The following is a 13,001-nucleotide window of genomic DNA, read 5'->3' on the forward strand; positions in this document are numbered from 1 at the left end:
CTACACGGCTCAGGACTTCTGGAACATGGCGAGCATGCGCCGTGTCACGAGGAAACCGCCGACGATGTTGATCGTCGCGATCAGGACGGAAAGCGAGGCGAGGATCACCACCAGCCAGTTGCCGGAACCGATCTGCAGCAGCGCGCCGATGATGACGATGCCGGAAATCGCGTTCGTCACCGCCATCAGCGGTGTATGCAGCGAGTGGCTGACATTCCAGATGACCTGGAAGCCGACAAAGCAGGCGAGCACGAAGACGATGAAATGGCTCATGAAACTTGCCGGCGCATAAAGGCCGACGAGAAGCAGGACCGCCGTGCCGGCGACGAGCAGACCGACCTGGCTTTTCGTCTGGGCTTTGAACTCGGCGCGTTCCTTGGCGTGCTTTTCCTCCGGCGTCAGCTCCTTAGCTTTTTCCTTTGGTTTCTGCGCGGCAATGGCCTGGATCTTCGGCGGCGGCGGGGATAAGTAATTTCACCCTGATAGGTGACCGTCGCGCCACGGATGACATCGTCTTCCATGTTGTGAACGGGCTTGCCGTCCTTGGCGGGCGTCAGATCGGTCATCATGTGACGGATGTTGGTGGAATAGAGCGTCGAGGCCTGTGTGGCCATGCGGCTCGGGAAGTCCGTGTAGCCGATGACGATGACGCCATTGTCGGAAACGACGCGCTGGTCGGGAACCGTGAGATCGCAATTGCCGCCGCGCTCGGCGGCGAGGTCGATGATAACCGAACCCGGCTTCATCATCGCCACCATGTCGGCGAGCCACAGTTTCGGGGCGTCGCGGCCCGGGATCAGCGCCGTGGTGATGACGATATCGATCTGCGGTGCAAGCTCGCGGAATTTTTCGAGCTGCTTCTCGCGGAATTCCGGCGAGGAGGGAGCGGCGTAACCGCCGGTGGCGGCGCCGTCCTGCTGTTGGTCGGCGAAATCGAGATAGACGAATTCAGCGCCCATGGATTCGATCTGTTCGGCCACTTCCGGGCGAACGTCGAAGGCATAGGTGATGGCGCCGAGCGAGGTGGCCGTGCCGATGGCGGCGAGACCGGCAACACCTGCGCCGATGACCAGCACCTTGGCGGGCGGCACCTTGCCGGCGGCGGTGACCTGACCGGTGAAGAAGCGGCCGAAATTATTGCCGGCCTCGATGACCGCGCGATAACCGGCGATATTGGCCATGGAGGACAGCGCGTCCATCTTCTGGGCGCGGGAAATGCGCGGCACCATGTCCATGGCGATGACATTTGCGCCCTTTTCCTTCGCCTGTTCCAGAAGGTCCTTGTTCTGGGCTGGGTAGAAGAACGAGATCAGCGTCTTGTCCGAAGACAGGCGATCAATCTCCGACGTTTCCGGCGGACGAACCTTGGCGATGATGTCGGAACCGGCGTAAAGCGCATCGGCGCTGTCGACGATTGTTACACCGGCGGCGCGATAGGCGTCGTCGGAAAATCCCGCCGCCTTGCCTGCTCCGGTTTCGAGGATGCAATCATATCCGAGTTTCTGCAATGCCTGGGCGCTGTCGGGCGTCATACCGACGCGCGCTTCGCCCTCATATAATTCCTTAGGCGTCCCGATCTTCAAAATGGCTCTCCCTCTGCCTGAAAATACAGGGGGGTCATAACCTATTCAGGGGGGCTTTGTCTCCATATTGATTTTGTCTTGCCTGCGACGCAATGACAGCCCCTGCGACAGTTCGTTCGATATTGCGGTTCGCCGCGCAATAAAAGAACCCGGCGCCTGCGCGCCGGGTTCCGAAAATGTCCGTCAGGACGTGGCTCACTCCATGGTGTGGATGTCGCGATCCTTGGTTTCCGGCAGGAACAGCAGGCCGATGACCAGCGTGATGCCTGCGAAAATGATCGGATACCAGAGACCATAGTAGATATCGCCCTTCGCAGCGCTCATCGCAAAGGCGGTGGCGGGCAGAAGGCCGCCGAACCAGCCGTTGCCGATGTGATAGGGCAGCGACATGCCGGAGTAGCGGATGCGGGTCGGGAACAGTTCGACCAGCAGGGCGGCGATCGGGCCGTAGACCATCGTCACATAGATCACGAGGACAGTCAGAACCGCAATGATGACGACCCAGTTCACGGCGGCCGGATCGGCAACCATGGCGAAGGTGCCGCCGCCGGCAATGCTGTATACGGCCATTTCGGCTGCTCCGGCGGTTTCCGCCGGTGTCAGCAGCTTGTCCGCCACCAGCTTGTCGGTTGCCACCATTTTCTTGTCGGTGGCGCGAACCGCGTCGGCATTGAGGCCGAGTTCCGGGTTTGCGGCAATGAAGGCGTCCAGTTTCGCATCCGGCACCTGCACCGCGCCGCGCACCAGCGGATAGCCGCTGTCGTGCAGTGCGATGTTGACCTGCTTCTGGAATGCCTTGTCCTTGGCGGCGGCATCGGCACCGGCTGCGATAGCATCGTAGCTGGCAATGGTGGCATCGCCGATCTTGACGCTCGCCGGCTGGCCTGCCGTTCCCGCGACGACGTCATAGGGAACGGAGTTGCGTGTCAGGAACGAGGTGGCGATGTCGCAGGATGTGGTGAATTTCGCCGTGCCTGTCGGGTTGAACTGGAACTTGCAGTCGCCGGGGGCAGCGGTCACGGTGGCGCGAACGGTGGATTGCGCTTCCGCAAGTGCCGGGTTACCCGCCCAGGTGAGCGCCTTGAACAGCGGGAAATAGGTCAGCATGGCGAGAACGAGGCCGGCCATGATGATCGGCTTGCGGCCGATCTTGTCGGAAAGCCAGCCGAAGATCACGAAGAAGCTGGTGCCGAGGATGAGCGCTGCCGCGACCATGATATTGGCGGACTGGCCGTCCACTTTCAGAATGCTCTGCAGGAAGAACAGCGCGTAGAACTGGCCTGTGTACCAGACGACGGCCTGACCGATGACGGCGCCGACGAGGGCAAGCAGGGCGATCTTGGCATTTTTCCACTGGCCGAAGGCTTCGCTGAGCGGCGCCTTGGAGGTCTTGCCCTCTTCCTTCATCTTCTTGAAGGCGGGGGATTCGTTCATTTTCAGACGAATCCAGACCGATACGCCGAGCAGCAGAACCGAAACGAGGAAGGGAATGCGCCAGCCCCAGGCGGCGAAGGCTTCCTTGCCGAGTGCGAACTGCACGCCGAGAATGACCACCAGCGACAGGAACAGGCCGAGCGTCGCCGTCGTCTGGATCCACGAGGTGTAATAACCCCTGCGGCCATTCGGGGCGTGTTCGGCCACGTAAGTTGCGGCACCGCCATATTCGCCGCCGAGCGCCAGACCCTGAAGCATGCGCAGGACGATCAGGATGATCGGAGCTGCAATGCCGATCTGGGATGCACCGGGCAGGACGCCGACGAGGAAGGTCGAAACGCCCATGATGAGAATGGTGATCAGGAAGGTATATTTACGGCCGACAATGTCGCCCAGACGGCCGAACACCAGCGCGCCGAAGGGGCGCACGAGGAAGCCTGCGGCAAATGCCAGAAGCGCGAAGATATTGCGTGTCGTTTCCGGATACTGGCTGAAGAAGTTCGCGCCGATATAGATCGCGAGCGAGCCGTACAGATAGAAATCGTACCATTCGAAGACTGTTCCGAGAGAAGAGGCGAAAATCACCTTCTTCTCCTCACCCGTCATGGGACGGGCGGCGCCGCTCACGGCTGCAACGTTTGCCATTGTCTGTCCTCCACAGATGTCAAATGAGCGCATTGCGGAGCCCTGTCTCTCCTCCGGACTCCCCCTTGAGGGTGCAATGCGCATGACATCAGAGTGACAGAAAATTAACCCCAATAAGAGCGATGCTTTCGGATTATGACTTTAGTCTAATGTATAACGTGCAAAAATGTCGCAGGGCGGTTTTTGCATCTTCGCGCCGGGTGGCCCTGGACATGCCTTTTTTCTTGACACAACAGAGAAACCTTCTAATAGCTTCTCGCGAAGAAGGAGCATCACCTTGCGCAGGCATGTTGCAGACATGATTGTCATGGAAGGACCGGCACAATCCGCCGGCGATGATCCGCGTCTTTCTTATTCTATCCGAATTACGGCCAAAACGACGATTAAAACCGTCTAACGTCTCTGGCCACCGCTCTCTCCCCGGTTTGGCTGGGGATCGAGGAAGCCGCAATGCGATGCGGGTTCCCACCTCACCCAAAAGAGGAGAGACAGAAAGAGAGCTTGATCATGGGTTTCAAAGTTGCAATTGTAGGCGCCACCGGCAATGTCGGTCGCGAAATGCTCAATATCCTGGCCGAACGTGGTTTTCCCGCAGATGAAGTCGTGCCGCTTGCCTCCTCCCGCTCGCAGGGCACGGAAGTCTCCTATGGCGACCGCACGCTGAAGGTTGCCAACCTCGAAAATTACGATTTTTCCGACACGGATATTTGCCTGATGTCGGCCGGCGGCGAGATTTCCAAGAAGTGGTCGCCGAAGATCGGCCAGCAGGGCTGCGTTGTCATCGATAACTCTTCCGCATGGCGCTATGATCAGGACGTTCCGCTGATCGTGCCGGAAGTCAATGCCGATGCCGTCGAGGGCTTTACCCGCAAGAACATCATCGCCAACCCGAATTGCTCCACGGCCCAGCTCGTCGTCGCGCTGAAGCCGCTGCATGACTTCGCCAAGATCAAGCGCGTCGTTGTCTCCACCTATCAGTCTGTTTCCGGCGCCGGCAAGGAAGGCATGGACGAGCTGTTCCAGCAGACCCGCGCCGTCTTCGTGGCCGATCCGGTCGAAACCAAGAAGTTCACCAAGCGCATCGCCTTCAACGTCATTCCGCATATCGATGTCTTCATGGAAGACGGTTATACCAAGGAAGAGTGGAAGGTTCTGGCTGAAACCAAGAAGATGCTCGATCCGAAGATCAAGGTGACCTGCACGGCCGTGCGCGTTCCCGTCTTCATCGGCCATTCGGAATCGGTCAACATCGAGTTCGAAAACGAGATCACCGCCGATCAGGCGCGCGATATCCTGCGCGAAGCGCCGGGTTGCCTCGTCATCGACAAGCACGAGGATGGCGGCTACATCACGCCGGTTGAATCTGCCGGTGAGGACGCGACCTATATTTCGCGTATCCGCGAGGATGCAACGGTCGAAAACGGCCTCAACATCTGGGTCGTTTCGGACAATCTGCGCAAGGGTGCAGCACTCAACGCCATCCAGATCGCCGAACTGCTGGTCAATCGTGGTCTCATCAAGCCCCGCAAGGCGGCTGCCTGATACCATTTTTTAAGGTTCGTTAAGTATAACCCGTCTGTTCTGTGTGGGGCAGGCGGGTTTTCTGATTGGTGACGATCACGGCCAGTTTATTTGCAGGCCTTGCTGCCGAAAGGCAATTTAGGCCGCCAAAAGTCAATTTTGGCACCTGAATTCATACAGCGGTGACGTTTTTGTTCTCGGGATGAATTCCCCAAAGGATATCGAAGGCAGATTTTGATGCGGGCAATGAAGGCAATCCTGGCTGGTGTGGCCATGGTCTCGGTTTTGGCAGCGACGCCGGTTCTGGCTGCGCAATGCGGCAATACTTCGGCAGGGTTTGAGGCCTGGGTCGGCGCCTTCAAGCAGGAAGCGGCGGGCCGTGGCGTCAGCGCTTCGGTGCTTGATCGCGCTTTCGCCGGCGTTTCCTACAACCGGGCCACTATCAGCGCCGATCGCGGCCAGCACAGCTTCAAGCTGTCCTTCGAACAGTTCATGCAGAAGCGCGGCGGTCAGACGATCATTTCGCGCGGCAAGACCATGAAGAAAAACAACGCCTCTCTCTTCGCCTCGATCGAAAGAGCCTACGGCGTGCCGGCCGGTCCGCTGCTCGCCATCTGGGGCATGGAAACCGGTTTCGGCGGCTTCATGGGCAACCAGCACACGCTTTCCGCCGTCGCGACGCTTTCCTTCGACTGCCGCCGTTCGGATTATTTCACCGAGCAGCTTTATGCAGCCCTCAAGCTCGTTGGCAGCGGCTCGCTGAACGTCAACGCCAAGGGTGCAGCCCATGGTGAAATCGGCCAGACACAGTTCCTGCCGTTGAACGTCGTGCGCTACGGCGTGGATTTCGACCGCGACGGACGGATCGATCTCGTCGGCTCGCGTGCCGATGCCCTGGCCTCCACGGCCAACTTCCTTGTCGGCCACGGCTGGCAGCGCGGTGCCGGGTACCAGCAGGGCAGGCAAATTATGCGGCCATCCAGGGCTGGAACGCTGCAAGCGTCTATCAGCAGGCCATCGCCTTCATCGGCAAGGCTATCGACGGCCAATAAGGCTGCTTTCCACGGAGTGGAAGCTCTCTTCCGTCATGCCGGACTTGGTCCGGCATCCAGCCACGGCGCGTCTGCGCCGTGCAAGAGTCTTACGCGATCAAGGACTTGATCGCGCTGGACCCCGGATCAAGTCCGGGGTGACGAAGTTGAATGTTATTGGCGGCGACTACGCGTCTAAATCACAGATCCGGACGACGAAAATCACCTGTCTTGCCGTCCATCACCCACAATTCGCCGGTCGAAATATCGAACCAAGCGCCATGCAGCTTGACCTTGCCGGCGGTTTCCTGTGCCTTGACGAAGGGGAAGCCGCGCAGATTGGCGATGGAGTTGCGGATGGAAACGCGTTCCAGCGCCGTCTGGCGCTCGGATGCGGTCATGACATCGTTGCTCTGGATCTGCTCGGCCGCTGATTTGACCATGTTCATCCATTTGCCGATGAAGTCGCCCGGCGACAGCGGCTCAAGATTGGGGTCGAGCGCTGCCTGAATGCCGCCGCAGCGGCCGTGGCCCATGACAACGATATCCTTCACCTTCAGAACCTGAACGGCATATTCGATGGCCGCCGAGGTGGCGTGGTATTGCCCGTCCGGCTCGAAGGGCGGCACCATGTTGGCGACGTTGCGGACGACGAAAAGCTCTCCCGGTCCGCAGTCGAAAATGGTTTCCGGCGCCGAACGGGAGTCACAACAGGCAATGAACAGGGTCTGCGGTTTCTGTCCGGTCTCGGCCAGAACGCGATATCTTTCGCGCTCGTCGGCATAGCGGCCGCTCATGAAGTTCTTGTAGCCGTTGAGAAGGTTTTCCGGAAAATCTTTCATCTATCGCAGTACCGTTGTGCTTGGACCAAGATCACGGGGCGAACCTGGTGCGTTGAAGACCAATTCCTGAAGCGCTATTTGCGCTTGCTGCGTGAAGGATGCAAGAGATGACGCATCTGCACCATGGCCATGGGTGTGGAAAGACTTGAAGAATCGGTCTCAAGCGTCAGTTCGTTCATCTCGCGTTTTTTCGTGCGGGCCAGAATTTCGAACACGCTGGCGGTGGCCAGCTGCAGCGCCTTTTCATCATCCAGGCCTTCGAGCAGGCGGGCGAGGAACAGCGCGGACATGAGGTCGCCAAGCCCGTTCGGCGCATTCTCGATGGCGCGGTGTTCGGCAAGCAGGGCGTGCCTGCCGCTGAGATAAAGATTGCCGGTGCCGCCCGCCATCATCGGCACGGCCGAGGTGACCAGCATTTTCGGCGGCCCGAGTGAGAGCGCCGCATCCATGATGGCATTGTTGCTTTCAAGCTCGGCGCCGCTCATCCAAGCCAGTTCGTAGCGGTTTGGTGTCGCGACGGTCGCAAGCGGGATGAGGTGATCGCGGATCGCTTCGGCGGTCTCAAGCGGAATGTAAAGGCCGCCCAGATCGCCCATAACCGGGTCGCAGGCATAAATCAGCGCCGGGTTCTTTTCCTTCAGATTGCGGATCAGCCTTGCGACGGCGCGCACCTGTGCGGCGCTTCCGAAATAACCGGTCAGAACGGCCTTGACCTCGCCAATCCATTTGGCGTTTTCAAGATCGGTCATGGCCTTGTCAAAGTCGTCGTCCTGAAAGCGCATCCGTGTAGAGGGGCCGTGGCCGGGGTGCCAGGGCATGACGATGGTGGGCACCGCCCAGACCGGATACCCCAGGGTCTCCAGCGCAAAGACCGCTGCGCGATTGCCGACGGAACCACGCATGACGTGGCTGGAAATGACGATGACGGCGCCTTGGGTATTTTCCTGCATCACGGCCTTCTTGCTTTCAAACATCGCAGAAAGCCCGCAAGAACCCCTGCCTAAAGATCAAGATGCGCTCTCATGACATATCGCAAGGCCGGTTTCCACCGTTAATCCCGCAAGGGTCTGTCCCGCAAAAGGATGGGCGGCACGCTTTTCGTCCGCTCAACCGTCGCGGCTACAGCGCCGGGTTGTCATTGCGGGATCGCTGGCTGTCCTGCCTTTTTGTTTAGGCATCGGGTTTTCCGAAAACCGCGATACACTTTTCGGCCCGATGCCCTATAGTTGCATTATGCTCGATCTCGTCATCGCCTATTGGCCGCATATCCTTGCCGTTCTCTCCATTTTGATGGGAACCGTGGCGGCCGTGCACGCAACCATGACGAAGGAGGAGGTCCGCTCGGCGCTTGGCTGGGTGGGCGTCATCGTGCTGTCGCCGATTGTCGGTGCCGTCATCTATGCCATTGCCGGCATTAACCGCATTCGCCGGTCTAACATCACGCAGCAGCGATCCTTCATGCTGGACGAGATCATGGATCGCGTGGCGCGTCTCGACGCGAGCGGCGAACTCATCGCCGCTCGGTTCGGACGCCGTTTCGAGGCGATGAAGACGCTGGGTGACCGGGTGACGCGCCATGCGCTGACAACGGGAAACACAATCGAGCCGCTTGTGACCGGTGATGCCGCTTATGCCGCCATGCTGGAAGCGATCGGGGAGGCGAAGCGGTCGATCATTCTCGAAACATATATTTTCGACAATGACAGGATCGGCGCGCGCTTTGTGACGGCGCTGGAAAGGGCGAAGTTTCGCGGCGTTGAAGTCAGGGTGCTCATCGATGCCGTGGGTGCGCGTTATTCCGTACCGAGCATTCTGCCGACGCTCAGGGAAAAGGGCATCGTCGCCGATGTCTTCAACGGCAATGTCATCATGGGGCTGCGCCTGCCCTATGCGAATTTGCGCACCCACCGCAAGATACTGGTGGTGGACGGGCGCATCGCCTTTAGCGGCGGCATGAATATCCGCGAAGGTTTCACCTTCGAATTCGGTGGCGAAAAACAGTCGCATGACACCCATTTCAAGATCAGCGGCCCGGTTGTGTCTGATTTTTTCTCCATCGCGGCGGAGGACTGGCGGTTCACGACGGGGGAGCGTCTGGATCAGCCGGTCTGGGACATCGCCATTCCTGATGGCGTACCGGGATCGCAGATCGTTGCGCGGGTCTCCTCTTCCGGACCGGACAGGAGCATCGAGACCAGTCACAAGATGCTGATGGGTGCGTTTTCCGTCGCCCGCTCCTCCATTCTCATCATGTCGCCCTATTTTCTCCCCGATCGGGAGCTTATTTCGGCACTCATTACCGCAGCGAGGCGGGGGGTCGTGGTGGATATCATCGTGCCGCAGAGCAACAATCTGGTGCTTGTGGACAGGGCGATGACGGCGCAGTTCGACCAGATGCTGAAGAATTACTGCCGTATCTGGCGGGCAACGGGGGCTTTCAATCATTCCAAGCTTCTGGTGATCGATGAGCGCTGGACCTATATCGGCTCTTCCAACCTCGATCCGCGTTCCCTGCGGCTGAACTTCGAAATCGATCTCGAAGTCATGGATGAGGAATTTGCCGCGACGATCGGAAATCGCATCCGGGATGCGCGGGCGAGCGCTTTACCGGTCCGGCTGAGCGAACTGAATGCGCGGCCATTCGTTGTCCGTCTGGGGGAGCGTGTCCTGTGGCTCGCTTCGCCTTATCTTTAGAGCGCCATGCGTCCGAAAGGACGCATATAGGACGCTCTAAGCCCTTTTATCTGCGCGGAGACATTGCAGCGTGAAGAAAAACGGTTTGCTCCATAGTGAAAAAACGGCCCTGGCGAAGACCAGCAGCCTCCCGGCCTTCGTCATGCAGTCATTGCGCGACCGCCGTCAACGGCAGAATGCGGAGCAGGCGAAGACAGACCATTCCTTTCCCGTCATCGCTTCCTACAATGTGCATAAATGCGTGGGCCGCGACCGCAAGTTCGATCCGGATCGCACCAGCCGCGTCATTCAGGAGATCGGTGCTGACATCATCGCGCTGCAGGAGGCGGATAGCCGCTTCGGCGAGCGCACGGGCCTGCTTGATCTCGCCCGACTGGAGCGGGAAAGCGGGCTCATTCCCGTGCCGGTGCAGGCCGGGGTAAAGGCACATGGATGGCACGGCAATGTCGTGCTGTTCAAGGAAGGCGCGGTGAGGGACGTTCATACGCTGAAATTGCCGGGGCTTGAGCCGCGCGGTGCGCTTGTCGTGGAACTGGACCTGAAAAGCGGCGGCACGCTGCGCATCATCGCCGCGCATTTCGGTCTTCTGAGACATTCCCGCGCCCAGCAGGCCAAGGCGCTTATCGGTCTTCTGGACGCGCGCGATGAATGTGCGACCATTCTGATGGGAGACCTGAATGAATGGCGTCTCGGCAACGGTTCGTCGCTCAATACGTTCAGGGACGCTTTCGGCGTCCTGCCACCCGCCGTGCCGAGCTTTCCGTCCAATCTGCCGGTGCTGGCGCTCGACAGGATCATCGCCAATCGCGAGGGGCTGATCGAGCAGGTGGAGGCGCATGACAGCGCGCTGGCGCGCATCGCCTCGGACCACCTGCCGCTGAAGGCCGCAATCCGGACTGACCTGCTTCCGGCCTAGCACTACTTTGGCAGATTCGTGCAAGCCTGGTTTGAGATGATTTGCGCTCTCACTTTTGGGGCGCGATATGGCGGATTGGAATACGGAGCTTTCAGCATTTTTGCAGCCGTTTCTGGAGAAGCTTGGACACAAGAAACGGCGACAGATGTGTCCACTTTATGTGTCGGGGCTTATCGGCCCCGGAGACCGCAAAAGTATTGAGCCGATGGCGGAACGGTTCGCTCCAGGCCAGTATGACCGCCTCCACCATTTCATTTCCGACGGCCTTTGGGATGCTGTTCCTCTTGAGGCCGAGCTCGCGCTGCAGGCGGACAGGATCGTTGGCGCATCCGATGCGTTTCTGGTGATTGATGACACCGGCCTGCCGAAGAAGGGTGATCATTCGGTCGGAGTCGCGCCGCAATACGCCTCGATGCTGGGCAAGAGAGCAAATTGCCAGACGCTGGTGTCGGTGACGCTTGCGCGAGAAGAGGTGCCGGTCCCGGTTGGCCTGCGTCTGTTCCTGCCGGATAGCTGGATCGGTGATCAGGAGCGCATGGCGAAGGCTGGGGTCCCAGACGACATGCGGACCTCTCGCACGAAGCCGGAGATTGCTCTTGCCGAGATCGATCGGTTGATCGTGACCGGTGTCCGGTTTGGCACAGTGCTGGCTGACGCAGGTTACGGCCTGTCGGCTGCGTTCCGAAAGGGCTTGAGTGAACGTGGCCTCACCTGGGCGGTCGGTATCCCCAAGCATCAGAAGGTTTATCCCGATGATGTCGGATTGATCTTTCCCGTCTCCGGTCATGGCCGTCCTCGCAAGCATTCGATCCCCGACACCCTTTCGGTTGCCGCCGAAACGATGTTGGCATCTGCAAGCTGGAAGAAGGTCAGTTGGCGCCGCGGCACAAAAGGTCGCCTGACCGCACGGTTTGCAGCATTGCGCATCCGGATCGCCGATGGCACGCCGCAGCGCATCTATGACAAGGGACAGCAGCACATGCCGGGCGAAGCGGCCTGGCTAGTTGGCGAATGGCGATCAAACGACGAGCGCAAATACTACCTGTCCAACCTGCCCGTCGATGCGACATTGAAAGTGCTGGCGGCCGCGATCAAGGCGAGATGGGTCTGCGAACAGGCACATCAGCAGATGAAAGAGGAGCTCGGTCTCGATCACTTCGAGGGCCGATCGTGGCAAGGCCTACATCGGCACGCTCTGATGACGATGATCGCTTATGCTTTTCTCCAGCACCAGAGATTGCAAACTGCAAAGTGGGAAAAAAAAGAAGCAAAGAGTTCGCCGAGGGCCGCCTGAACCGACCTTGCCAGCCGTCCGTCGAGCCGTGATCAATGCGCTTGCTATACCGACAGCACAGATCCGATGTCCGCACTGTCAACAGCACTTTCAAAGCAAAAATTCAATTCTGCCAAAGTAGTGCTAGGCCCTGTTGACAAAGTCCTCCGTCGTCGAGAAATATCCGGCCCGTCAAGCGTTCGGAGGGATGCGTTGCCACCGTCTTCAGCAGTTTTCGAGAAGTACCGATCCGCGCTTATATCGCAACCGTTGTCGGCGGTCTGGCGAGGTCATGGCTCAGCGATTTTCTTGGAGTTTGGCCACTTGTCTCCTCGAGTGAAGCGCGATGGGTCTGCCGGAAATCCACGGGGCGACCTCACCGTCATGATCCAGTGGAGTTGGCGAATTGAAAATGAGGACGCTATCCTGTGTGGGAGCTGGAGCGACGAAGAAGGTTGGGAAGCAGTCTTCAAGTCGCTGATCGGCCGCAAAGTTCAAGATGCCTCGATATACGGGCGACTTCCGGAACTCTCGATTGCGTTGACCGGTGGCCTTTATGTAGCGTCGTTCATGACCGCCGAGGGCCAGCCCGAGTGGACCATATTTGATCGTTGCGCCGAGCAGCAGAAATCCAGCTACATCGCAGTTCGCAATGGCCAAATTTATGAAGACTTGGATGCGGAAATGGCTTTCGTCATCGCCGACCCGATTCTAAAATCGCCTGAAGCATGATTCAATACTTCCTTTTAGGAGGATGCTTTGGCTCGTGGAGACCTGACCGATCCAGAGTGGCGCATAATAAGTTCCCGCAATATCAGGTAAAGCGTTCAGAGCCTGTGCGCTGCCGCAAGGTGGCTGCGCGAACGGGCTTCCAGCAACGATGTGCGAATGGCCTCCATCAGCCGCTCGCGGTTGTTTCTGGTCTTGCCCCTGTCCAGATTCTGTGCGGAAAGCGCAAGGTCCAGACCTTCATGCATCACTATCGAATAGGCAACGGTTGTTGCCCAGGATTCGTAATCCTGCTCCATCATGTAGCCCCTGAACTAAATCATTTAGTCCGAA

At 59.0% G+C, this 13,001-nt stretch carries 9 protein-coding genes and 2 pseudogenes; 6 read left to right on the forward strand and 5 right to left on the reverse strand.

Annotated features, from left to right (window positions below; translation table 11 throughout):
- Positions 1 to 9: 9 nt before the first annotated feature.
- Together G3A56_RS13485 and G3A56_RS13490 are read right to left on the reverse strand one after the other, a co-directional pair.
- Positions 10 to 1,583, reverse strand: a pseudogene (locus G3A56_RS13485) (Re/Si-specific NAD(P)(+) transhydrogenase subunit alpha).
- Positions 1,584 to 1,778: 195 nt separating this feature from the next.
- Entirely contained in the window at positions 1,779 to 3,662 is a 1,884-nt protein-coding gene (locus G3A56_RS13490; protein ID WP_003492052.1) for an MFS transporter, read from the reverse strand.
- Between the two features lie 507 nt (positions 3,663 to 4,169).
- On the opposite strand from G3A56_RS13490, the gene G3A56_RS13500 reads away from it, so the two are divergent.
- Positions 4,170 to 5,204 carry an aspartate-semialdehyde dehydrogenase gene (locus tag G3A56_RS13500; protein WP_035241030.1) on the forward strand — a complete coding sequence of 345 codons (1,035 nt, stop codon included), beginning with the start codon at positions 4,170 to 4,172 and terminating at the stop codon, positions 5,202 to 5,204.
- 225 nt (positions 5,205 to 5,429) lie between these two features.
- Positions 5,430 to 6,235, forward strand: a pseudogene (locus G3A56_RS13505) (lytic murein transglycosylase).
- A gap of 179 nt (positions 6,236 to 6,414) precedes the next feature.
- Here G3A56_RS13505 and G3A56_RS13510 read toward each other — a convergent pair.
- Together G3A56_RS13510 and pdxY are read right to left on the reverse strand one after the other, a co-directional pair.
- Complete coding sequence (locus G3A56_RS13510) at positions 6,415 to 7,056, reverse strand: carbonic anhydrase (protein WP_003491940.1); 642 nt, start codon at positions 7,054 to 7,056, stop codon at positions 6,415 to 6,417.
- A gap of 74 nt (positions 7,057 to 7,130) precedes the next feature.
- Positions 7,131 to 8,006, reverse strand: a complete 876-nt coding sequence (gene pdxY / locus G3A56_RS13515; RefSeq protein ID WP_082184517.1) for a pyridoxal kinase PdxY — start codon at positions 8,004 to 8,006, stop codon at positions 7,131 to 7,133.
- Positions 8,007 to 8,289: 283 nt separating this feature from the next.
- Here pdxY and G3A56_RS13520 point away from each other — a divergent pair, with 283 nt between their 5' ends.
- The 4 genes from G3A56_RS13520 to G3A56_RS13535 all read left to right on the forward strand — a co-directional run bounded on the left by G3A56_RS13520 (position 8,290) and on the right by G3A56_RS13535 (position 12,671).
- A complete protein-coding gene (locus tag G3A56_RS13520) occupies positions 8,290 to 9,750 on the forward strand; it encodes a phospholipase D-like domain-containing protein (protein ID WP_082184516.1) in 1,461 nt (486 codons plus the stop codon).
- Between the two features lie 70 nt (positions 9,751 to 9,820).
- Positions 9,821 to 10,666, forward strand: coding sequence for an endonuclease/exonuclease/phosphatase family protein (locus G3A56_RS13525; protein ID WP_003491934.1), 846 nt, complete (start codon positions 9,821 to 9,823; stop codon positions 10,664 to 10,666).
- Positions 10,667 to 10,733: 67 nt separating this feature from the next.
- Positions 10,734 to 11,960, forward strand: a complete 1,227-nt coding sequence (locus G3A56_RS13530; RefSeq protein ID WP_142174431.1) for an IS701 family transposase — start codon at positions 10,734 to 10,736, stop codon at positions 11,958 to 11,960.
- Between the two features lie 363 nt (positions 11,961 to 12,323).
- On the forward strand, positions 12,324 to 12,671 hold the full coding sequence (locus G3A56_RS13535; protein WP_035241001.1) for a hypothetical protein: 348 nt from the start codon (positions 12,324 to 12,326) through the stop codon (positions 12,669 to 12,671).
- Positions 12,672 to 12,766: 95 nt separating this feature from the next.
- Here G3A56_RS13535 and G3A56_RS13540 read toward each other — a convergent pair whose 3' ends face one another.
- On the reverse strand, positions 12,767 to 12,970 hold the full coding sequence (locus tag G3A56_RS13540; RefSeq protein ID WP_164056449.1) for a hypothetical protein: 204 nt from the start codon (positions 12,968 to 12,970) through the stop codon (positions 12,767 to 12,769).
- Between the last annotated feature and the right edge of the window lie 31 nt (positions 12,971 to 13,001).

The organism is Rhizobium oryzihabitans, from assembly GCF_010669145.1.
In the GTDB taxonomy this organism is placed as follows: Bacteria; Pseudomonadota; Alphaproteobacteria; order Rhizobiales; family Rhizobiaceae; genus Agrobacterium; species Agrobacterium oryzihabitans.